Genomic DNA, 21,161 nt, shown 5'->3' on the forward strand with positions numbered 1-21,161 from the left:
CGCGCGACTTCCACCCAACGCCGAGGCGCGGCTCCGTGCTGTCCTCGGCCAGCGCTAGGAGTCACCAGCCCTTGAACATCACGATCGAAGTCGTCTGGACTTGTGAGGTCTGCACCTCACCCCTCATCGAGGGAGAGACGCACGACAGCGGCCATGCCCCGCAGGAAGGGGGGCGGCTGGTGGCTATCAGCCCCGCACCACCATGGCGAACGACGTACAGATCCGCCGAAAGCCGCGATGGTTGCTCAGGCCGGTGTGGCTCATGCACTCGACATCGACCGCCGCGCCGTCCGTCGACGGCTCCGCCTTCCACTTGCAGTGCAGGCACTCCGCCTCATAGGTCACGTCCGTGTCCGGATGCTGCGTGATCCGGTGCGTCACGAACCGCAGGACCGTGCGAGCCATCACTCGGCCCCGTGGTCTGCCCGCAGGTGCGTGCGGAGCACGACGTTCGCGTCCGTCGCCTTCGAGTAGTCGCCGACCGATCGGGCGTTGGCTCGGGCCACGGCGACGCCGAGGCAATGCCGACATCCCGCGACGGGGTTCGGGTCTCCCATGGGAAGGGTCAGGTTCACCGGCCCTGCCATCGTCGTCGTCGTCTTCGTCTTCGTCTTCGTCTTCGGTGTATTCATCCGTGCGGCCTCCCGACTGTTCGCCTGCCGAAGGATGATCCCCCCGGGTGCGCACGGGATGGCGCTTCAGTCGCGTAGTCGACTGAAGTCATGCACGGCAAGCGGCGGACCACTCGGCGAGCCGTGCCCGGAGGTCTTCGTCGAAGAGGGCGTGTTCCTCGTACCCGGTGAACTCTTTCAGGTACGCCTGAACGTCTCGGCTGTCACGGAGCACGAGGCTTCCCGCCGTCGTCTCGATGGTGACCAGCGCGGCGTCGTAGATGGTGAACGTACTCAAAGGGGTTCGGGGCGTCGGTGCACCTACAGGGATCACCCCGATCTGAACGTTCGGGAGGTAGGACAGGGACGCCAGCCGGTCCATCTGCTCGGCCAGTGCCAGCGGGGAGACGACCGGCCAGCGAACCGCCTGCTCGGTCAGAACGAACGTGAACCGCTTCGAGGCATCGTAAAGAACGGCTTGCCGTCCCAGCTTCCCCGCCACTGACTTGCTCGTGTCGGCCGTCGAGTGAGCCAGACTCGCCCGTACATACTCCGGTGTCGCGAGCAGCCCGGTGACCATCGAGAGCAGGAAGTACCGCATCTGCGTGGAGGACACTTCGAGCGACTTCAGCTCGGCCTGTCTCGTACCGAGCCCCTTGCGCCGAAGCTCTCGGAGGTTCCGCCACTCGGTGTTCGCCATCCTGGCGAGGGCGGAGACCTCGACGACCAGTGCCGGCGGAGCGTCCAGCGCCCGCAAGATCTGCTCGACATCGACCAGGGACGGCCGTGTCCGGCCGTTCTCGATGCGAGACACCTTCGACTGGGACATGTTGCAGCGCGCTGCGAGCCGATCCCCGGAGAGACCGGCTCGCTTGCGTAGATCTCGGAGCAGCGAAGCAAGTTCCGGGCCGGACTCGCCGAGCTGCTCAGCTTCGAACGTCACCCGTTCACGTACTCCAAGAAGGGAACCGACTCGGCAACGGCGATGCGCTGCCACTCGATGAACGGCGCAGGATCACCCTTGTACAGCTCCCGGCCGATCTGCGTGCCGTCGCCCTCATAGTGCATCAGGACGACCGTCGAGCGGTCGAACATCCAGAAGTCCTCGACATCCGGCAACGGGTTCTCCCGCTCGGTCACGTCAAGGATGCGGATGTCCTCCCCGGCGAGCACATGCGGGGCGTAGTACCGCGAGAACTCGAAGCGCAGGTACTCGGAGAGCGGTCGAGTCAGGATGTGCACTCGCCCCTTGGTCTTCCCTTCGCCGCGCAACCGCTTCAGGTCTTCCGTGTACGCGGACGAGTAGGCGTGTGGGGCGACGCGCTTGCCTGCCCGGAAGGCTTCGAGCTCCTCCGCCTCCTGCGGTACGAGGTACTGGGGCAGGGTCTCCAGTCGCCACGCCTCCGACTGGAAGCCCCGGAGCATCGCCCGCCACTCGTCACCATCCAAGAGCACGAACAGCCTCCCGAAGCACACTCTCGGGGATCTCCACGAGCCCTTCCCCCTGCGGGGGAGTAAAGGCGTCGGACACATCGCCCTGAACCACGATGGAGCCGGAAGCGGTGCGGTAGACGTTCGGGCAGTCGTCCTCTCCACACGTGCCGTTGCCGTTGCCAGTGAGCCGAGTCAGCTCTTCGCGTGCCATGCGGAACCCCCTTGGCTTGCCGGCCCGGACGGGCCGGCAGAGACGACCGTACGGGGGCCGATCGCGACCGTCCATGCACGGACGTGACTCATGCACGTTGTCGCATAAACAGGGCCCATGAACGCCGAGAGGCGCCCGGACAGGATCGTCCGAACGCCTCTCTACGCCCTACACCCACTCGACCGCCGAGACGATGCCCGGGTCCCGCCGAGGGGCGGGGAGCGGCGTGCGCCGCGTGGGGCGGGGAGCCTGCTCGCGCTCCTTCACGCCGAGCCCTCGAAGGGCTTCGGCACGCTCCGCCTCGGGTACGTCGGCAAGCGCCTCAGCCATCCGCTGGATGGCATCGCCGCTGTTCACAGCTACTTCTTGACCGTGAGCGGGAGCAGCTTCTTGCCGGTCGGGCCGATCTGGATGGCCGTGTCCATCTGCGGGCAGACGCCGCAGTCGAAGCACGGGGTCCAGCGGCAGTCCTCGACCTCGGTCTCGTCGAGGGCGTCCTGCCAGTCCTCCCAGAGCCAGTCCTTGTCGAGACCGGAGTCCAGGTGGTCCCAGGGCAGGACCTCCTCGTAGGTGCGCTCGCGGGTCGTGTACCAGGCCACGTCGACGCCGTACGCCGGGAGCGTCTTCTCCGCGGCCTCCATCCAGCGGTCGTACGAGAAGTGCTCGCGCCAGCCGTCGAAGCGGCCGCCCGACTCGTACACGGCGCGGATGACGTCGCCGATGCGGCGGTCGCCGCGCGAGAGGAGGCCCTCGACGATGCCCGGCTTGCCGTCGTGGTAGCGGAAGCCGATCGAGCGGCCGTACTTCTTGTCGCCGCGGATCTTGTCCCGCAGCTTCGTCAGGCGCGCGTCCGTCTCCTCGGCCGACAGCTGCGGCGCCCACTGGAACGGGGTGTGCGGCTTCGGCACGAATCCGCCGATCGACACCGTGCAGCGGATGTCGTTCTGGCCGGAGACCTCGCGGCCCTTGGCGATGACGTTGACCGCCATGTCGCCGATCTGGAGGACGTCCTCGTCGGTCTCGGTCGGCAGGCCGCACATGAAGTACAGCTTCACCTGGCGCCAGCCGTTGCCGTACGCGGTGGCGACGGTGCGGATCAGGTCCTCTTCCGAGACCATCTTGTTGATGACCTTGCGCATGCGCTCGGAGCCGCCCTCGGGGGCGAAGGTCAGGCCGGAGCGGCGCCCGTTGCGGGTCAGCTCGTTCGCCAGGTCCACGTTGAACGCGTCCACGCGGGTCGACGGCAGGGACAGGCCCACCTTGTCGTCGCTGTAGCGGTCCGCGAGGCCCTTGGCGATGTCGGCGATCTCGGTGTGGTCCGCGGAGGACAGGGAGAGGAGGCCGACCTCCTCGAAGCCCGTGGCCTTCAGACCCTTCTCGACCATCTCGCCGATGCCGGTGATGCTTCGCTCCCGCACGGGGCGCGTGATCATGCCGGCCTGGCAGAAACGGCAGCCGCGGGTGCAGCCGCGGAAGATCTCGACGGACATCCGCTCGTGGACGGTCTCGGCGAGCGGGACCAGCGGCTGCTTCGGGTACGGCCACTCGTCGAGGTCCATGACCGTGTGCTTGGACACGCGGTACGGGACGCCCGACTTGTTCGGCGCGACGCGCGCGATGCGGCCGTCGGGCAGGTAGTCCACGTCGTAGAAGCCCGGCACGTAGACCTGGCCGGTCTTGGCCAGGCGGAAGAGGACCTCCTCGCGCCCGCCCGGACGGCCCTCGGCCTTCCACGTACGGATGATCTCCGTCATGTCGAGGACGGCCTGCTCGCCGTCGCCGATGACCGCGCAGTCGATGAATTCCGCGATCGGCTCGGGGTTGAAGGCCGCGTGGCCGCCCGCGAGGACGATGGGGTGGTCGACCGTGCGGTTGCGGGCCTCCAGCGGGATGCCCGCCAGGTCCAGGGCCGTGAGCATGTTCGTGTAGCCCAGCTCCGTGGAGAAGGACAGGCCGAACACGTCGAAGGCGCCCACGGGGCGGTGGCTGTCCACGGTGAACTGCGGCACGTCGTGCTCGCGCATCAGCTCTTCGAGGTCGGGCCACACGCTGTACGTGCGCTCCGCGAGCACGCCCTCGCGCTCGTTCAGCACCTCGTACAGGATCATGACGCCCTGGTTGGGCAGGCCGACCTCGTACGCGTCCGGGTACATGAGCGCCCAGCGGACGTCACAGGAATCCCACGGCTTGACGGTGGAGTTGAGCTCACCGCCGACGTACTGGATGGGCTTCTGCACATGCGGGAGCAGAGCTTCGAGCTGTGGGAAGACCGACTCGGACATCACGCGACTTTCGAGAAGCGGGCAGGGGGCGACTCTCAAGCGTAACCCGAGGCGCAGCCGCCTCCCGCCGCCAAGATCACCGCCCCAGTGCCGCCTAGGCGCCGAGGTCCGCCCGGAAGGTGGGGTCGGCCGCTTGCCGCCATACGTCCGGAAGCTCCCTTTCGTTCCGCTCGGCCAGGGCCTCCTCGTGGGCGTAGAGCACGCCCCAGGTGAAAGCGGACTCTCCCGCTCCGGCTGCTTGGACGCCGAGGCCGTGCAGGGCCTGGCGGGCGACGACGCTGTCCTGGTGGTCGCCGAGCAGGCTCTGTACCGATTTCGCGGCCTTGGTCAGCTGCTTCGCCGGTTTGCCGAGCTTCGGCGTGGCCGCCTCCGCCGCGTAGCGGGCGCGTTTGGCGGCCTTGCGGGCTCCGTGGAGGGCGAGGTCGCGCGGTTCGCCCGGATCCTGGTCGAGGGCGTCCGCGACCCGGGTGGCGAGGCGGTCGTAGTCCTTGAGCACGGCCTTGGGCAGGACCCGGGCGGCGGGCTCGGCCGCGGCCGGGCGCAGGGGCGGGTCGGCCAGCAGGGCGTCGAGGGCGTCGAGCAGGGCCGCGTACCGCTTGCCGTCGAGCGCGGCGAGGGCCCTGCGCCGCGTACTGGAGCGGCGGGCGTTGTTCCATACCCGCAGACGGCCGCGGACCGGTCCGATCACCAGGGTGCGCGGGAGCTCGGCGATCCGGGTCTGGATCCGTTCGAAGAGGACTTCCTGGTCGCGGTCGAGGCCGAGCTCGGCGCCCAGCCAGCGGAGCTCCTCGCCGAGCGGGTCGGTGGCGGCGCGGTCGAGGACCTTGCGGTGGGACTTGAAGGCGCTGCGCATCCGGCGGCAGGCGACCCGCATCTGGTGGACGGAGTCGGGCAGGTTGCGGCGGACGGCGGGGTCGTGGGCGATGAGGGAGTCCCGTTGTTCGCGCAGGTACGCGAGCACGTGAGCCCCGGCGGTGTCGTCGGCGGGAGCGGGATCGGGCCGGTGCGGCGGCTCGCCACCGGTTTCGGTGAGGGCTCGGGCGAGTTTGGAGGGGGCGTCGCTGACCTGGAGCCCGGCTTTGCGGAACTTCTTCTCGACGGCGTCGAGGAGGGCGGGGTCGATGCCGTCGGCGAGTTCGACCTCGACCTCGGTCCAGGACGCGGAGGCCTCGTCGCGCTCGGCGCGGACGGCGTCGGTGGAGAGTTCCGCGAGGAGGACGCCGTCGGCGTCGAGGAGGTGGCTGATGCGGCGGGAGGACAGCAGCCGGACCTGCGGTTCCAGGGCGGCGTCGCGGACACGGGAGCGGACGAGGGCCGCGAGGGCGCGGGGGACGGTGTCGCCGAGGGGGGCGGCGATCTCGTCACGGACGCCCGGGGAGACGGGCAGTTTGAGGTGCCAGCCCGCGTCGGCGCCGCCGGTGCGGCGCCTGAGGGTGAGGCCGTCGGCGGCGAGCCGCTGGTCGGGGGTGTCGTAGTAGACGGCGTCGAGGTCGACGGTGCCCTGGTCGGCGACGACCGCGATCGCGGCCGTGCCGGTCAGGTCCGGGACTCCGCGGCGCGCGGCCTTGCTCGTCGTGAACTCGAATTTGCGCTCGATCTCGCGTTTCGTGTCCGCCATGGATCGAACTTAGTCCTGAACGGACGGCGACGTCAGGGTGAACGGGCGATCGCTGGTGGAACCGGCCGAAGATCGGCCCCCGCTAGGCCGACATCGGCCGTTGCACCCTGATCGACTGGAGCAGTCCGACCGCCACCCACACGGCGAACATCGATGATCCTCCGTAGGAGACGAACGGCAGCGGGAGCCCCGCCACCGGCATGATCCCAAGGGTCATGCCGATGTTCTCGAACGCCTGGAAGGCGAACCAGGCGATGATCCCGGCGCACACGATCGTCCCGTACAGCTCGGTGGTCTCGCGGGCGATCATGCAGGCCCGCCAGAGCACGATGCCGAGCAGGACCAGGATCAGCCCGGCGCCGACGAAGCCCAGCTCCTCCCCCGCCACCGTGAAGACGAAGTCGGTCTGCTGCTCGGGCACGAACTGACCGGTGGTCTGCGAACCCTTGAAGAGTCCGGAGCCGGTGAGGCCGCCGGAGCCGATCGCGATGCGCGCCTGGTTGGTGTTGTAGCCGACGCCGGCGGGGTCGAGGTCGGGGTTGGCGAAGGCCGCGAAGCGGTTGATCTGGTACTCGTCGAGCACGCCGAGCTGCCAGATCAGGACGGCGCCGGCCGCGCCGGAGCCGAGCAGGCCGAGCACCCAGCGGTTGGAGGCGCCGGAGGCGAGCAGCACGCCGAGCACGATGATGACCATGACCATGACGGAGCCGAGGTCGGGCATCAGCATGACGATGCCCATCGGCGCGGCGGCCAGGCACAGCGCCTTGACCACGGTCCGGTGGTCCGGATGGGTGAGGTCGCCCGCGTCCACCCGGGTGGCCAGCAGCATCGCCATGACCAGGATGATCGTGATCTTCACGAACTCGGAGGGCTGGAGCGAGAAGCCGCCGCCGATCACGATCCACGCGTGGGCGCCGTTGATGGTGGCGCCGAGCGGGGTGAGCACGGCGAGGATGAGCACCAGGGACAGCCCGTACAGGATCGGCACGGCGCCGCGCAGGGTGCGGTGGCCGAGCCAGATGGTGCCGATCATCAGCACGAGGCCGATGCCGGTGTTCATGGCGTGCCGGACCAGGAAGTAGTACGGGTCGCCCTGGTTGAGCTGGGTGCGGTTGCGGGTCGCCGACCACACCAGCAGCGCGCCGATGAAGGACAGGGCGAGCGCGGAGAGGAGTATCGGCCAGTCGAGCCGGCGCAGCACCGAGTCGCGCGAGGTCAACTTGGCCATCGCGCCGCGCTCGGGCGCGTACCGGGATACGGAGAACTTGTTCGCGGTCTGCATCGGGGTCTCAGTCCTGCCGCGCGGCGGGCGGGGCGGGGGGACCGGCGAGCGCGGGCGGCGCCAGTTCCTCCGGGGACGGGGGTACGTACGGCTTGATGTCGGGGGCGTCGATCGAGCCGTCGGGCTGGATGGCGGGCAGCTTGCTCTCCGGCTTGAGCAGGAAGGCCTTGTTGACGTCCTGCTTGCCGGCCATGTCGAGGCCGTAGATGGCGTTGTAGATGTTGCGGACGGCGGGGCCGGAGGCACCCGAACCCGTACCGCCCTGGGAGATCGTCATCACGATCGTGAAGTCCTCGGTGTACGTGGCGAACCAGGAGGTGGTCTGCTTGCCGTAGACCTCGGCGGTGCCGGTCTTGGCGTGCATGGGGATCTGCTTCTGCGGCCAGCCGCCGAAGCGCCAGGCGGCGGTGCCGCGGGTGGCGACACCCTCCAGGGCCTCGCCGATCTGGCGGCGGGTGGTCTCGGTCATCGGGAGCCGGCCGTGGGCCTGCGGCTTGATCTCCTCGATCTGCTTGCCGTCGGCGCTGACGATGGCCTTGCCGATGGTCGGGTTCCACAGGGTGCCGCCGTTGCAGATGGCAGCGTAGATGGTGGCCATCTGGATCGGGGTGACCAGGGTGTCGCCCTGGCCGATGGAGTAGTTGATGGCGTCGCCGGCGCGCATGAGGTTGCCTTCGAGGCAGTTCTCGTAGGACAGCAGCTCGACGTAGGTGCCGCCCTTCTTGCCGACCTTGCACCACATGTCCTTGTTGGCCTTCCAGAACGCCTGCTTCCAGCGGCGGTCCGGGACCCGGCCCTTCTCCTCGCCCGGCAGGTCCACGTGGGTCTCGGCGCCGAGCCCGAACTGGTGGGCGGTCTTGTAGAAGATCTCGGCCGGGGGCTTCTTCGGCTTGAGCCCGCCGTCCTTGAGCCACTCCTTGTGGCCGAGGGCGTAGAAGACGGTGTCGCAGGAGACTTCGAGGGCCCGGCCGAGGGTGATCGAGCCGTGGCCCTGGGACTCGAAGTTCTTGAAGACCTGGCCGCCGATCGAGTACGAGCTCGGGCAGGGGTACTCGCCGTCGAACTTGTACCCGGCGTTGACCGCGGCCGCGGTCGGGATGACCTTGAAGATGGAGCCCGGGGCCGCCTGGCCCTGGATCGCCCGGTTCATCAGCGGGACGTTGGACTCCTTGGCGGTGAGCTTGGCGTAGTCCTTGCCGGAGATCCCGCCGACCCAGACGTTCGGGTCGTACGTCGGGGCGGAGGCCATGGCCACGACCCGGCCCGTCTTGGATTCCAGGACGACGACGGCGCCGGCGTCGGCCTTGTACGGGACGCCTGTGTTGCGGTCGATCTGCTTGCGCGCCTCGACCATGGCCGCGTTCAGCTCGAATTCGGCGACGCCCTGGACGCGGGCGTCGATGCTGGTCACGAGGTGGGCGCCGGGGATCGCCGGGTCGTTCTTGGCCTGGCCCATGACCCGGCCGAGGTTGTCGACCTCGTAGCGGGTGACGCCGGACTTGCCGCGCAGGGTCCTGTCGTACGTGCGCTCCAGGCCGAAGCGGCCGACCTGGTCGGAGCGCAGCAGCGGCGAGTTGGTGTTCTTGGCCTTCTGGATCTCGTCGTCGGTGACCGGGGAGAGGTAGCCGAGCACCTGGCCGGTGTTGGCGCCGCCGGGCGCGGGGTAGCGGCGTACGGCGGTCGGCTCGGCGGTGATGCCGGGGAACTCCTCGGGGCGCTCGCGGATCTGCAGGGCCTGCTGGGTGGTGGCCTCGGTGGTGACCGGGATCGGCTGGTAGGGGGAGCCGTTCCAGCAGGGCTTGGGGGTCTGGGAGTCGCAGATGCGGACCTTGTTCATGACGTCCTGCGGCTTCATGTCCAGCACGTCGGAGAGCCGGCCCAGGACGTCCTTGCCCTTGTCCTTCATCTTCATCAGCGCCGTGCGGCTGGCGGAGACGACCAGACGGGTCTCGTTGTCGGCGATCGGGACACCACGGGCGTCCAGGATCGAGCCGCGGACGGCCGGTTGGACGACCTGCTGGACGTGGTTGCTCTTGGCCTCGTGGTAGTACTCCGCGCCGTTGCGGATCTGTAGGTACCACAGGCGCCCGCCGAGGGTGAACAGGAAGGAGAAGACGAGCACCTGGAGGATCACGAGCCGGATCTGCACCCGAGAGGTGCGGCCGGTCTCGGGAACGTTGGTCACGGGAACTCCCCCCTCACAGCTTCTTGACGCTCTTCACACTCTTGATTCCCTTGACGCCCTTTATCCGGACGGCCTTGTTGGCTCGGCTGCGGGCGATCCCCCGCCGCAGGCCGCCGCGCTGGCTGCCGATGCGCAGGCCGGTTCCGCCGGAGAGCCATCCGGAGGACACGTCAGCGGCCTTGGCGGGGCCGCCGTTCGCCTCGACGGCCATCGGGTCGTTCTCGGCGCGCCGGGCCAGCGCCATGATGAACGGCACGGTGAACGGGGCGAGCAGCAGGTCGTAGAGGGTCGCGGTGAACAGCAGCCCGGTGAGCCCGACGTGGCGGGCGGCGGTGTCGCCGACAAGGGCGCCCACGCCCGCGTACAGGAGGGTGGAGCCGATCGCCGCGCCGACGACGGTCAGCAACGGGCCCCAGGCGGACCGGAACCGCCCGGAGTCGGGCCGGACCAGGCCGGCGGCGTACCCGATGACGCACAGCACGAGCGCGTACCGCCCGGCGGCGTGGTCGGCGGGCGGGGCCAGGTCGGCGAGGAGTCCGGCGGCGAAGCCGATGAGCGCGCCGCTGAGGTGCCCGTACACGAGGGCGAGGGCCACGACGGTGAGCAGGACCAGGTCGGGTACGGCTCCGGGCAGTTGCAGCCGGCCCAGTACGGAGACCTGGATGACGAGGGCGACCACGACCAGCGTGGCCGAGAGCAGGATCCGGTTGAAGCGCATGGGGTCAGCTCCTACTCGTCGGCCGGCTTGCCGGGCACACTGGCGGACGGTGACGGGGTGACCGTGACGGTGACCGTCGGGGTGGGCTTCACCTCGGGCTTGGGGGGCAGAACGGCGTCGCGCGGGTCCTCGCGCGGCGGCATGACGACGACGCCGACGATGTCGAGGCGCGAGAAGCCGACGAACGGGCGGACCCAGATCGTGCGGGTCAGGTCGCCGCGCGAGGGGTCGACCTTGACCACCTCGCCGATCGGAACGCCGGGCACGAACGGCTTGTTGCCGCGGGAGCCGAAGGTGACGAGCCGGTCGCCGGGGCTGACCTTGGCCTTGCCGTTGAGCATCTGGACGGACAGCGCGCGGTCGCCCTGGCCGGTGGCGAAGCCGAGCTCGCCGGTCTTCTCCAGGCGGGTTCCCACCGTGAAGTCGGGGTCGTTGGCGAGGACGACGGTGGCGGTGTCGGGGCCGACGGTGGCGACCCGGCCGACGAGTCCGTCCCCGTTGATGACGGTCATGTCGCGCTCGATGCCGTCCTTGGTCCCGGCGTCGATCGTCACGGTCCAGGAGAAGCCCTGGGCCGCTCCTATGGCGATGACCTCGGCGCCCTTGATGCCGTACTGTCCGGCGCCGGCCCGCTTGAGCATTTCGTCGAGCTCGTGGATGCGGCTGCGGGTCTGGTCGTCACTGCCCAGCTTGGCCTTCAGGGCCGCGTTCTCGCGCTCCAGCGTGGCGATGCGGTTGTGGCGCTCGCCGGAGTCCCGTACGGCCCCTATCGCGTTGGCGACCGGGTCGACCGCGGTCGCCACGCCCTCCTCGACCGGGCCGAAGACCGCTGCGGCGGCCTGCCGGGCGCCGTCGACCGGTGACTCCTCGCCTGCCCTGATGTCCACCGTGATCAATGCGAACGCGATGGCGATCAGGAGCACCAGGAGCAGCCGGCTTTCTCGTGTGTCCCTCACGTGCGGCGGCCGTGCCTTCCTCGTCGAAATGTTCTTGGTCTGTATATCAACGATCCGCCGCACGGGCGCGGCAGCACCCGTACGGCGGATCCTTGTGTTCCGCATGGCCCCCGGACGGGGGTCTTTATCAGCGCCGGGGCTGGGCGTCCAGGACCTGCTGGAGCGCTTCGAACTCCTCCACGCACTTGCCGGAGCCGAGGGCTACGGAGTCGAGCGGGTCCTCGGCGATGTGGATCGGCATGCCCGTCTCGCGGCGCAGCCGCTCGTCGAGGCCGCGCAGCAGGGCGCCGCCGCCGGTCAGGACGATGCCGCGGTCCATGATGTCGCCGGAGAGCTCCGGCGGGCACTTGTCGAGGGTCGTCTTGACGGCGTCGACGATGGCGTTGACCGGCTCCTCGATGGCCTTGCGGACCTCGGCGGCGGAGATCACGACCGTCTTCGGGAGGCCGGAGACCAGGTCCCGGCCGCGGATCTCGGTGTGCTCGTCCTTGTCGAGGTCGTACGCCGACCCGATGGTGATCTTGATCTGCTCGGCGGTCCGCTCACCGAGGAGGAGCGAGTACTCCTTCTTGATGTGCTGGATGATCGCGTTGTCGAGCTCGTCGCCGGCCACCCGGATGGACTGCGCCGTGACGATTCCGCCGAGGGAGATGACGGCGACCTCGGTGGTGCCGCCGCCGATGTCCACGACCATGTTGCCGGTGGCCTCGTGGACGGGCAGGCCCGAGCCGATGGCGGCGGCCATGGGCTCCTCGATGATGTGCACCTGGCGGGCGCCGGCCTGCGTGGACGCCTCGATGACGGCGCGGCGCTCCACTCCGGTGATGCCCGAGGGGACGCAGACCACGACGCGCGGACGGGCCAGGTAGCGGCGCTTGTGGATCTTGAGGATGAAGTACCGGAGCATGCGCTCGGTGATCTCGAAGTCGGCGATCACGCCGTCCTTGAGGGGCCTGACGGCGACGATGTTGCCGGGCGTCCGGCCGATCATCTTCTTCGCCTCGGAGCCGACCGCCAGGATGCCGCCGGTGTTCGTGTTGATGGCGACCACGGACGGCTCGTTCAGGACGATCCCCCGGCCCCTCACGTACACCAGCGTGTTGGCGGTCCCGAGGTCGATCGCCATGTCACGGCCGATGAACGACATGTTGTTCCCCTTGTTCCCCATGAGGAGCGTCTGGCCTTCCAGTTGATAGCGGCTGCTGTCAGGTCGGCGAGGTGGGTGTGTGGGTGGAGGCCCCATCGTAGTGCCGTAAGTACGAACACCGCGCGACGGGACTCCGGCAATCCCGCCGGAACGGAAACCCGCCCCCTTAGTGGTGACGACGTGTCCTGCACATGCGTTCCCGCAAGCGCCCGGCTATACCGAAGGGCGACCGAAATTACTTCGGTCGCCCCAGGTCATGAGCGCTATTCGGCTGATGTTACGTCAGGAAGGACTCATCCCAGGGTGGGGAAGAACAGCTTCAGCTCGCGCTCGGCGGACTCCTCCGAGTCCGAGGCGTGGATCAGGTTCTCGCGGGTGACGGTGCCGAAGTCCCCCCGGATGGAGCCGGGTGCCGCGGCAATCGGGTCAGTGGGACCGGCCAGCTGGCGGACACCCTCGATCACGCGTTCCCCTTCGGCCACGAGGACGACGACGGGACCACTGGCCATGAAGCCCATGAGGGGCTCGTAGAACGGCTTGCCCTTGTGCTCGCCGTAGTGGGCCTCCAGGGTCTCCTGGTCCAGCGTGCGCAGCTCCAGAGCGGCGATGGTCCAGCCGGCCTTCCGCTCGATGCGGCCGATGATCTCGCCCACCAGGCCGCGACGGACGGCGTCCGGCTTGAGGATGACGAGAGTGCGCTGGGTCATTTTCCAACTCCTTGCGGCAAACGGGTGCGGTTCCCCGAGGCTACAGGGGCCCCGGGTAGGGCCCTCGCACGGACCCGGTCAGGCCTGGGCCTCGCTCTGCGCCGCCCAGCGGGCCTTGATCGCGTCGATCTTGGCGCCGTAGTGCACCGAGCACCACCACAGCCCAGCGAACACCGCACCGAGGAAGAACATCATCGGGACGACGAAGCCGCTCAGGATCAGCCCGATCTGCAGCGCCCAGCCGATCTGGACCGCGCCCGGGCGCGACAGCATCCCGCACAGCAGCACCGACAGCAGCATGGCGATCCCGCAGACCGTCCACACCGTGGCCTGGGTCAGGTCCGGGTTCTTCATGGCCACCAGCCCCGCGAAGCCGATCACGAAGAACTCGCCGATCAGCGTCGAAGCACACAGCGTGCGCATCCCTCAGCCCCTCTTCAGCAGCAGGCGGGCCTCGCCCACCGTGATCACGGAACCGGTCACCAGGACCCCGGCCCCTCCGTACTCGGCCTCTTCCTCCGCGAGGGTGATCGCCGCCTCCAGGGCGTCGTCCAGCCGCGGCTCCACCTGCACCCGGTCCGGTCCGAAGACCTCGACCGCGACCGCCGCCAGCTCGTCCGCGGACATCGCCCGGTGGCTGGAGTTCTCCGTGACGACGACCTCCGCGAAGATCGGCTCGAAGGCCTCCAGGACCCCCTTCACGTCCTTGCCCTCGCTCGCGGCCATGACCCCGATCAGCCGGCTGAAGCCGAAGGCCTCGGTCACCGCTTCCGCCGTGACCTGCGCGCCCGCCGGATTGTGCGCCGCGTCCAGGACCACCGTCGGGCTGCGCCGCACGACCTCCATCCGGCCCGGCGAGGTCACCGAGGCGAAGGCCCTGCGCACGGTCTCCACGTCCAGCTCGCGCGACTGCTCCGCGCCGACACCGAAGAAGGCCTCGACCGCAGCCAGCGCCACCGCCGCGTTGTGCGCCATGTGGGCCCCGTACAGCGGCAGGAAGATGCCGTCGTACTCGCCGCCCACGCCGCGCAGCGTCAGCATCTGCCCGCCGACCGCCACCTCGCGCGAGACGACGCCGAACTCCATGCCCTCGCGGGCGACCGTCGCGTCGACCTCGACGGCCTTCTTCAGCAGCACCTGCGCCGCGTCCACCGGCTGCTGCGCCAGGATCACGGTGGCGTCCTGCTTGATGACGCCGCCCTTCTCCAGGGCGATCTCGCCGGGCGTGGCGCCGAGGCGGTCCGTGTGGTCCAGGCTGATCGGAGTGATGACCGCGACCGAGCCGTCGATCACGTTCGTGGCGTCCCAGGTGCCGCCCATGCCGACCTCGATGACGGCCGCGTCGACGGGGGCGTCCGCGAACGCCGCGTACGCCATGCCGGTGAGCACCTCGAAGAAGGACAGTCGGAACTCCTCGGAGGCGTCGACCATCTCCACGTACGGCTTGATGTCGTAGTACGTCTCGACGAAGCGCTCGGCGCTGATCGGCGCCCCGTCGAGGCTGATCCGCTCGGTGACCGACTGCACGTGCGGGCTGGTGTAGCGGCCGGTGCGCAGCTCGAAGGCGCCCAGCAGGGCCTCGATCATGCGGGCGGTGCTGGTCTTGCCGTTGGTGCCGGTGACGTGGATGGAGGGGTACGCGTGCTGCGGTTCGCCCAGCACGTCCATCAGGGAGGCGATCCGCGTGACGGACGGCTCCAGCTTGGTCTCGCCCCAGCGGGTGGAGAGCTCCTGCTCCACCTCCTGGAGCGCCCGTGCCACCTCCGGGTCGAGGGGCCGCGCGGATACCGGCTCACCCCGGGGCGGGCCTGCCTGGGCGCGCAGGGTGCGGCTGCCGGCCTCGATCACCGCCAGGTCGGGGTCGCGGTCGGACTCTTCGGCCACGATCCGGTCGAAGACCTCGGTGGTCTCGTCGCGGTCGTCGGGTCCGTTGCTCTCGGGCTGCTGCTCACTCACGGGGCCAGTCTACGGACGGGGGACCCGGGGACTTTCGACCCGGCCGTTTCGGGACGTTCGGCGCCCGTTGCGACCGGATCGTTATGCAAGCCTTGCGGGCAGGAGATAGGGGAACAAATGCCGCAGGCCAGCAGTAACAAGTCCGCTTCCAGCCGCGACATAGGGATCGATCTGGGGACCGCGAACACCCTGGTCTACGCCCGGGGCCACGGGATCGTCCTCAATGAGCCGTCCGTGGTGGCCGTCAAGGCGGGCACCACCACCGCGCTGGCCGTCGGGGCCGAGGCCAAGGAGACCATCGGCCGCACCCCCGGCTCCATCACCGCGATCCGCCCCCTGAAGGACGGGGTGATCTGCGACTACGAGGCCGCCGAGGAGATGATCCGGCATTTCGTCCGCAAAGCCGTGCCCGGCCGGCGGCCCCGCACCCGGATGGTGATCTGCGTGCCCTCCGGGGTCACCCCGGTCGAACGGCGGGCCATCGTCCACGCCTCGACCCGGGCCGGAGCCAGGGCCGTCCACCTGATCGAGGAGCCGATGGCGGCGGCGATCGGCGCCGGCCTGCCGGTGGCCGAGGCGCGCGGCTCGATGGTGGTGGACATCGGCGGCGGCACCACCGAGGTCGCCGTCATCTCGCTCGGCGGAATCGTCACCGCCCGCTCGCTGCGGGTCGGCGGGGACCGGCTGGACGCCGCGATCACGGACTACGTGCGCAAGGAGCACGGGCTGCTCATCGGGGAGCGCACCGCCGAGGACGTCAAGGTCGCCGTCGGGTCGGCCTGGCCGGTGCCGGACCGGCCGGAACTGGAGGAGCGGACCTTCACGGTGCGCGGACGGGAGCGGGTCGGCGGCATGCCGAGGACGCTCCCGCTGGGCGCGGCGGACGTACGGGCCGCGCTTGACGAGCCGGTCGAGGCGATCATCGCTGCGGTGCGCGCCACCCTGGAGGAGTGCCCGCCGGAGCTGTCGGGCGATGTGATGGAGCACGGCATCACCTTGACCGGTGGCGGCGCGCTGCTGCCGGGCCTGGACCTGCGGCTGGCCTCCGCGACGGGCATCCCCGTCTTCGTCGCCGACGCCCCGCTGGACTGCGTGGCGCTGGGCTCCGGCAGGTGCGTGGAAGACCTGGACACCCTGGGCAGCCTGCTGGTGCCGGCGAAGGCCTGAGCAGCCGTCACCCGCGCGGGAGGGTGGCCACCACCGTGTACGCGTCCTGCGTGCGCGTCGCCGTCAGGGTTCCCCCCAGGCTGCGCACGCGCTCGGACATGCTCGCCGTCCCCGAGCCCGCGGAGACGGGTGCGCGGGCCGGCGCGCGGGCGGCCAGGCCGTTCCTGACGGCGATCCGTAGCTGTGGGCCGTCCGCCTCGATCGACACGTCGACGGTCTCCCCGCAGGCGTGCTTGGCCGCGTTGGTTAGGCACTCCTGCACCACCCGGTAGACCGCGGCCTGGCGCAGCGGCGACAGCCCGTGCACGTGCGGGTCAAGGGTCAGCCGTACGGGAGAGCCGGCCCGACCGCTCTCCTCGGCAAGGGCCGGCAGCCCGTCCACCCCCGGGGTCGCGGCCCGTTCCCCGCGCTGCACGATGATCTCGTTGAGCACCAGATGGGCCCGGCGGGCGGTGTCGGCCAGCTCTTCGAAGTCCTTCGCGTGCGCCGTCTCGCGCGCCCGCACCGAGAGCACTTCGGAGCGCACCGTCAGCAGCGTCAGTTCCCGGCCGACGAAGTCGTGGACGTCGCGGGCGACCGAGGTGCGCTCCTGCTGGACCGCCTGCAGGACGGCCGACTCGGCGCGCCGGGCGGCCACCTCGCGCACGAGGTCGTGCCGGTAGGCGGCGACGCCGACGGCCGAGGCGAGCACCCCGATCGGCACGACCAGGCTGAGGAAGGCGCTGAGGGTCGCGGCATGCGGTTCGGGCCAGCCGGGGACGCTGAAGACGATGAGCGCGAAGGCCACGTACCCCAGGGTGGCCAGGACCGCGGGGCGTCGCCCCCGGTAGCGGCCGACCGAGTAGAGCGCGAACTGGATCAGTGTCAGTTCGTGCAGCCAGCCGATGAAGAGCAGCGCGGTGAGGTACGAGACCCAGGGCGCCCGGCGGCGCACCACGAGACCGGTGCACCCGGCGGCGAGCACGACGGCGGCCGTCGGTCCGGTGAGCGAGTTGTCCGCCGCGGCCAGGCCGGGCAGGTCCAGCGCCATCAGGGCCAGGCAGCTCAGTGCGGTGAGCACGTCAAGCGCCCGGGGTGATCCGGCCCAGCTCTCGCCGAGCCGGCGGCCGGCGGCCGCGGCCCGGTGGAGCGCCGAGGCGACGGGCGGGACGTACATGCCTTCCATCATCCGTGCTCGCCGAGGGGGATCGGATCGGCCAACCCGGCTGAAAACGTGATGTCCGACACTCCGGACAACTCGGGGCATCCGGTCAGGACGCGGGTTCGGTGCCCGGACCCGCGTAGTCGGAGCCGAAGCAGGAGCGGATCTCCCGCTCGGTGTCCGGGCGGCCGGTGAAGTTGAGCCGGGACTCCTCCTCCTTCGGAGCGGCCTTGGGGTCGGAGTCGAAGTAGACCGACCACCAGTAGACGCCCGCCATCTTGCGCTCCCGGACGACCTGGCAGACCGCCTTGTACCAGTTGGCCTGCACCGCGGGATTCAGCCCGCGCTTCGCGTAGAAGTCGCCGGGTGCGTGGTACGCCCCGTCCATGGCACTGATGCCCGCCTCGGCCAGCACGATCCGCGGCAGTGCGCCCTTGCTCTTCTTGTCGAGCCAGCCGTTCCAGCCGGCGACGAGCTGGTCCACGGGAGCGTCGTCGGCGACCTTCACGGGGAAGTAGGCGTCGACGCCGAGCCGGCTGACGGGCACGTCAATGCGGCCGCCCACGTAGTTGTCCCAGTTCGCGTCGTAGGACACCTCGCCCTTGAACCGCTTCTCGGCCGCCGCGATCAGTGACTTCCAGGCCGGGTGGCCCTCCATCGAGTTCAGTTCCGTCCCGATCACGAACGTCGCCGCCTGCTGCCGCCGCGCCACGTCGAGGTACGGGCCGAGCAGGGCTTCGTACGACTCGAACCAGGCCTCCTTGTCGGCCGGCTTGATGTTGCCGCGCCAGCCCTCCGGCGGCACGAGCGCCGCCTCGTCCAGGGTCGGTCGGACGGTGGTGCGCAGTCCCGCCTCGTGGAAGACGCGCAGGACCGTGTCGAGGTGCTCGGGCGTCGGGGTGCTCTTGCCCGCCGCGAGCTTCGTCGAGGTGCGGCCCTCCGTGTAGAACGGGAAGGAGACGGCGACGGCGTTGGCCTTCAGTGCGACGAGGTAGTCGGCCTGCTCGCGCGCCTTCTTCTCGACGTACGCGTCGCTGTGCTCCTTCTTGTCCTCCCAGAAGATCTGGACGCCCCACTCGGGCATGCCGGGCTTCCAGGGCTTGTCCACCTTCGGTGCGGGTCCGGCGGGCTCTGCGGGCTCGGCCGCGCCCCCTCCCCCGCCGGCGAGGACGGCGGCGGCGCCCTTGGCGGGAGTGGAGTCGTGCAGGACCAGGATCGGCTTGAGCGAGCCCGACCTCCAGCGCAGGGGGTGGTCGCCGATCACGAAGGGTAGTCCGAGGACCAGGGAAGTCACGGTCACCGGGAGGACCGCGAGCAGGGGGACCTTGGAGCGCTTCGTCTTCGCGCCGTTCGCGCTGCTCTCGTTGGTCGCACTGTTCTCGTTGGTCGCGTTGGTCGCGTACTTCTCGTTCGTCACGAGGGGCTCTCGGTTTCTCATGCGGGCGCTCATGCGGGCTTGGCGATGACGACGAACTTGTTCTCCTCGCGCTTGATGAACTTGATCAGCCCGCGCAGGCCGCCGAGTCCTTCGAGTACGGAGAACAGCGGGATGAGGCCGAGCACGGCGAACGGTTCCCACCAGCGGCGCTTGCCGTTCGCGGAGACCAGGGCGTTGAGCCGCAGCCCCTCCCAGTACGTCCAGATGACGTACGCGAAGCTGAGCGACCACATGATCACGACGGACTGGGTCACGGGCGAGGTGTTGAAATCGCCGATGAACCAGGCCACCAGGAGGACGGTCGCGACGTGCTGGAGCGGGCCGAGGACCCAGCTGACCATGCAGAGCATCAGGAACCAGCGGTAGCGGAACGGCACCGTGCGGTTGAAGCAGAGCGCTACCAGCCCCCACGCCCAGCGCTCGCGCTGCTTGATGAAGTCCCTGGTGGTGGCCGGGGAAGCGCCGTAGCAGCGGCCGTTGAACCAGTCGCTGCGGCCCGGGTACTTGCGGCAGAACGTCAGCGCCAGCTGCGCGTCCTCGACGATGGCCTTGGGCCCGAAGTCCCAGCCGATCGTCGCCTCGATGGAGGCCCGGAGCAGCAGCAGTTCGCCGTGCACGCCGGCGACCGGGGTGCCGAGGCCGGTGAAGGCCCGGAACCGGGCTATGTCGTCAGCGGGGCGGACCGCGTCGGCCAGCCAGGTGAAACGGTTCACCGCGTTCTCGCGGGGGTAGGCGAGGATGCCCTGCGCCATGTGCTTGCCCGCGGCGCCCTCCCGTCGCTGGCGGTTGACGAACTGGGCCATGGACGCGGCGGTGTCGGGGCCGACCCCGGTGTCGTCGTCCATGTGCAGCACCCAGACGTCGTCGAGGGCCTCGCCCTCGTCGATCCGCAGTTCGTGGGCGTAGTGGTTCGCGCGGGCCTTGAACCGGGTCCCGTTGGCCGTCTCGTACGCCTTGGGCACGGTGACCACGCGGATCAGGTCGTTCATCGCGGCCAGGTCGTCGATCCGGGCGGCCGCCTCGCAGTCCTCCTCCGTGAGCACGTCGACCCGCATGCGCGGGAAGTACGCAGGAAGGTGGTCCACGTAGCTGAGGACCGAGCGCTCCAGCGCCGGGTAGGTGTCGTGGCGGCCGATGGTCGGCACGAGCACGATGAGGAAGTCCTCCTCCACCGGCGCCGGCGGAACCATCTCGTGCGCCTTGCGCAGCCGGCGGCGGATCAACAGGACGCCCTGGAAGCCGACCATGACACCGATGGCGGGCAGCGACCAGATGACCGACAGGGTCCAGCCGAGCGGGGTCGGGTTCGGCTCGAACACCCACAGGCCGAAGCTGACGAGGACCAGGAAGGGCAGCAGGAAGGCCAGCACGCTGGGCTTCCAATCGGCATGGCGCTGCACCAGTTTCGCATCGCGACGGGACGTCGTCGCGACCTCTTGTAAGGGGGCGAGGGTCATGGGAAGGATCCTTCGGGATTCCTACTGCTGTTGCGGCGGCGACTGCTGGGGCTGCTGGGGCCAGGCGGACTGGCCGCCGTAGGGGCCGGGCCCGTAACCGGGTTGCGGCGGCTGGGGCTGCTGAGGCTGGGGCTGCTGAGGCGGCTGCGGCTGCGGCTGCGGCTGGGCGTAGCCCGTCTGCGGCAGCTGGGGCGCGGGCTGCCCCGGGTAGGACGGAGCGGGCCCGAACCCGTGTGCGGGCTGCGCGGGTTGAGGCGCCTGCGGCATCTGCTGCTGCGGGAACTGCGGCTGCTGCTGGAGTTGCGGTTGCGCCTGCTGGGCAGCTGACGCGCGCTGGGCCTGCTCGTGGGCCTGCCGGGCCTCGTGTGCCTGCTGGGTCCAGGGGTTCACCGGTGGCTGCCAGGGCTCGTACGCGGCGAAGTCCCGCAGCAGCAGCACGATCAGGGCGCCGGTCACGAGGACCCCGACGGCGAACGTCGCCAGCTTCAGCCCGCCCTGGAGGGTCGAGGTGAAGTAGTCGGTCTGCTTCTCGTCGAACAGGGCGCCCGTCAGGCTGCGCATCCGGTTGTAGCCCTCGATGGCGGCGCCGCCGATGACGATGCCCCGGCCGAGGGTGTTCCCGCGCAGCACGAGCAGGCCGCCCGCCACGTAGACGACGCCCCAGTTGAGGTTGAACGTCTCGGCGGCTCCGGAGCCGTCGCCGATGCCGTAGTAGACGATGCCTTGCAGGAAGTCGACGACGCCGACCTGCCAGAAGCAGTTGTACAGGGCCCACAGGAGCAGGACCCCCGCCCATCCGATGGCCACGAAGGCGGCCACGCGGTGGGCGCGTGGCGTTAGCGCGCTCAACT

At 69.9% G+C, this 21,161-nt stretch carries 21 protein-coding genes; 1 reads left to right on the forward strand and 20 read right to left on the reverse strand.

The window, feature by feature from the left end; genetic code table 11:
* Positions 1 to 186: 186 nt before the first annotated feature.
* The 16 genes from OG974_RS16110 to OG974_RS16185 all read right to left on the reverse strand — a co-directional run bounded on the left by OG974_RS16110 (position 187) and on the right by OG974_RS16185 (position 15,107).
* Positions 187 to 405, reverse strand: coding sequence for a hypothetical protein (locus OG974_RS16110; protein WP_371643509.1), 219 nt, complete (start codon positions 403 to 405; stop codon positions 187 to 189).
* On the reverse strand, positions 405 to 632 hold the full coding sequence (locus OG974_RS16115) for a hypothetical protein (protein ID WP_371643511.1): 228 nt from the start codon (positions 630 to 632) through the stop codon (positions 405 to 407). Before OG974_RS16115 ends, OG974_RS16110 begins: the two co-directional genes overlap by 1 nt.
* Before the next feature lie 88 nt (positions 633 to 720).
* Positions 721 to 1,554, reverse strand: coding sequence for a helix-turn-helix domain-containing protein (locus tag OG974_RS16120; RefSeq protein ID WP_371643513.1), 834 nt, complete (start codon positions 1,552 to 1,554; stop codon positions 721 to 723).
* Positions 1,551 to 2,066, reverse strand: coding sequence for a DUF6879 family protein (locus OG974_RS16125; RefSeq protein WP_371643515.1), 516 nt, complete (start codon positions 2,064 to 2,066; stop codon positions 1,551 to 1,553). The genes OG974_RS16120 and OG974_RS16125 overlap by 4 nt, the downstream gene beginning before the upstream one ends.
* Positions 2,050 to 2,256 carry a hypothetical protein gene (locus tag OG974_RS16130; RefSeq protein ID WP_210989046.1) on the reverse strand — a complete coding sequence of 69 codons (207 nt, stop codon included), beginning with the start codon at positions 2,254 to 2,256 and terminating at the stop codon, positions 2,050 to 2,052. Before OG974_RS16130 ends, OG974_RS16125 begins: the two co-directional genes overlap by 17 nt.
* Before the next feature lie 168 nt (positions 2,257 to 2,424).
* On the reverse strand, positions 2,425 to 2,586 hold the full coding sequence (locus OG974_RS16135; protein WP_371643517.1) for a hypothetical protein: 162 nt from the start codon (positions 2,584 to 2,586) through the stop codon (positions 2,425 to 2,427).
* Positions 2,587 to 2,615: 29 nt separating this feature from the next.
* Complete coding sequence (locus tag OG974_RS16140) at positions 2,616 to 4,541, reverse strand: TIGR03960 family B12-binding radical SAM protein (protein WP_371643519.1); 1,926 nt, start codon at positions 4,539 to 4,541, stop codon at positions 2,616 to 2,618.
* Between the two features lie 91 nt (positions 4,542 to 4,632).
* A complete protein-coding gene (locus OG974_RS16145; protein ID WP_327283407.1) occupies positions 4,633 to 6,156 on the reverse strand; it encodes a CYTH and CHAD domain-containing protein in 1,524 nt (507 codons plus the stop codon).
* An 82-nt stretch (positions 6,157 to 6,238) separates the two neighbouring features.
* Positions 6,239 to 7,438, reverse strand: a complete 1,200-nt coding sequence (gene rodA, locus OG974_RS16150; RefSeq protein WP_327283408.1) for a rod shape-determining protein RodA — start codon at positions 7,436 to 7,438, stop codon at positions 6,239 to 6,241.
* 7 nt (positions 7,439 to 7,445) lie between these two features.
* Positions 7,446 to 9,623, reverse strand: coding sequence for a penicillin-binding protein 2 (mrdA, locus tag OG974_RS16155; protein WP_327283409.1), 2,178 nt, complete (start codon positions 9,621 to 9,623; stop codon positions 7,446 to 7,448).
* Between the two features lie 13 nt (positions 9,624 to 9,636).
* Complete coding sequence (gene mreD / locus OG974_RS16160; RefSeq protein ID WP_327283410.1) at positions 9,637 to 10,341, reverse strand: rod shape-determining protein MreD; 705 nt, start codon at positions 10,339 to 10,341, stop codon at positions 9,637 to 9,639.
* Positions 10,342 to 10,352: 11 nt separating this feature from the next.
* Positions 10,353 to 11,297 (reverse strand): rod shape-determining protein MreC, encoded by a 945-nt coding sequence (gene mreC, locus OG974_RS16165; protein ID WP_327283411.1) that lies wholly within the window; start codon positions 11,295 to 11,297, stop codon positions 10,353 to 10,355.
* Between the two features lie 127 nt (positions 11,298 to 11,424).
* A complete protein-coding gene (locus tag OG974_RS16170) occupies positions 11,425 to 12,444 on the reverse strand; it encodes a rod shape-determining protein (RefSeq protein WP_008738981.1) in 1,020 nt (339 codons plus the stop codon).
* Positions 12,445 to 12,737: 293 nt separating this feature from the next.
* The gene (gene ndk / locus OG974_RS16175; protein ID WP_327283412.1) at positions 12,738 to 13,151 is read right to left on the reverse strand and encodes a nucleoside-diphosphate kinase; all 414 of its coding nucleotides are present in this window, start codon (positions 13,149 to 13,151) and stop codon (positions 12,738 to 12,740) included.
* A 78-nt stretch (positions 13,152 to 13,229) separates the two neighbouring features.
* Positions 13,230 to 13,574 (reverse strand): DUF4233 domain-containing protein, encoded by a 345-nt coding sequence (locus OG974_RS16180; RefSeq protein WP_327283413.1) that lies wholly within the window; start codon positions 13,572 to 13,574, stop codon positions 13,230 to 13,232.
* 3 nt (positions 13,575 to 13,577) lie between these two features.
* Positions 13,578 to 15,107 (reverse strand): folylpolyglutamate synthase/dihydrofolate synthase family protein, encoded by a 1,530-nt coding sequence (locus tag OG974_RS16185; RefSeq protein ID WP_327283414.1) that lies wholly within the window; start codon positions 15,105 to 15,107, stop codon positions 13,578 to 13,580.
* Positions 15,108 to 15,224: 117 nt separating this feature from the next.
* Between OG974_RS16185 and OG974_RS16190 the strand changes: the two genes are divergently transcribed.
* Positions 15,225 to 16,274, forward strand: a complete 1,050-nt coding sequence (locus OG974_RS16190; protein ID WP_327283415.1) for a rod shape-determining protein — start codon at positions 15,225 to 15,227, stop codon at positions 16,272 to 16,274.
* A 7-nt stretch (positions 16,275 to 16,281) separates the two neighbouring features.
* Here OG974_RS16190 and OG974_RS16195 read toward each other — a convergent pair whose 3' ends face one another.
* From OG974_RS16195 to OG974_RS16210, 4 genes are all read right to left on the reverse strand, one after another.
* Complete coding sequence (locus OG974_RS16195; protein WP_371643523.1) at positions 16,282 to 17,430, reverse strand: sensor histidine kinase; 1,149 nt, start codon at positions 17,428 to 17,430, stop codon at positions 16,282 to 16,284.
* A gap of 94 nt (positions 17,431 to 17,524) precedes the next feature.
* Entirely contained in the window at positions 17,525 to 18,853 is a 1,329-nt protein-coding gene (locus OG974_RS16200) for a hypothetical protein (protein WP_371643525.1), read from the reverse strand.
* An 8-nt stretch (positions 18,854 to 18,861) separates the two neighbouring features.
* The gene (locus OG974_RS16205; protein WP_327283418.1) at positions 18,862 to 20,310 is read right to left on the reverse strand and encodes a glycosyltransferase family 2 protein; all 1,449 of its coding nucleotides are present in this window, start codon (positions 20,308 to 20,310) and stop codon (positions 18,862 to 18,864) included.
* Positions 20,311 to 20,331: 21 nt separating this feature from the next.
* Positions 20,332 to 21,159, reverse strand: a complete 828-nt coding sequence (locus OG974_RS16210) for a hypothetical protein (protein WP_327283419.1) — start codon at positions 21,157 to 21,159, stop codon at positions 20,332 to 20,334.
* Positions 21,160 to 21,161 lie beyond the last annotated feature (2 nt).

The organism is Streptomyces sp. NBC_00597, from assembly GCF_041431095.1.
Lineage (GTDB): Bacteria > Actinomycetota > Actinomycetes > Streptomycetales > Streptomycetaceae > Streptomyces.

Coding starts and splice junctions, on each gene's coding strand:
- OG974_RS16110 (WP_371643509.1), bottom strand. CDS start 405: ATGGCTCGCACGGTCCTGCGGTTCGTGACGCACCGGATCACGCAGCAT.
- OG974_RS16115 (WP_371643511.1), bottom strand. CDS start 632: ATGAATACACCGAAGACGAAGACGAAGACGAAGACGACGACGACGATG.
- OG974_RS16130 (WP_210989046.1), bottom strand. CDS start 2,256: ATGGCACGCGAAGAGCTGACTCGGCTCACTGGCAACGGCAACGGCACG.
- OG974_RS16135 (WP_371643517.1), bottom strand. CDS start 2,586: ATGGCTGAGGCGCTTGCCGACGTACCCGAGGCGGAGCGTGCCGAAGCC.
- OG974_RS16145 (WP_327283407.1), bottom strand. CDS start 6,156: ATGGCGGACACGAAACGCGAGATCGAGCGCAAATTCGAGTTCACGACG.
- rodA (WP_327283408.1), bottom strand. CDS start 7,438: ATGCAGACCGCGAACAAGTTCTCCGTATCCCGGTACGCGCCCGAGCGC.
- mreD (WP_327283410.1), bottom strand. CDS start 10,341: ATGCGCTTCAACCGGATCCTGCTCTCGGCCACGCTGGTCGTGGTCGCC.
- OG974_RS16170 (WP_008738981.1), bottom strand. CDS start 12,444: ATGTCGTTCATCGGCCGTGACATGGCGATCGACCTCGGGACCGCCAAC.
- ndk (WP_327283412.1), bottom strand. CDS start 13,151: ATGACCCAGCGCACTCTCGTCATCCTCAAGCCGGACGCCGTCCGTCGC.
- OG974_RS16180 (WP_327283413.1), bottom strand. CDS start 13,574: ATGCGCACGCTGTGTGCTTCGACGCTGATCGGCGAGTTCTTCGTGATC.
- OG974_RS16190 (WP_327283415.1), top strand. CDS start 15,225: ATGCCGCAGGCCAGCAGTAACAAGTCCGCTTCCAGCCGCGACATAGGG.
- OG974_RS16195 (WP_371643523.1), bottom strand. CDS start 17,430: ATGTACGTCCCGCCCGTCGCCTCGGCGCTCCACCGGGCCGCGGCCGCC.
- OG974_RS16200 (WP_371643525.1), bottom strand. CDS start 18,853: ATGAGAAACCGAGAGCCCCTCGTGACGAACGAGAAGTACGCGACCAAC.
- OG974_RS16205 (WP_327283418.1), bottom strand. CDS start 20,310: ATGACCCTCGCCCCCTTACAAGAGGTCGCGACGACGTCCCGTCGCGAT.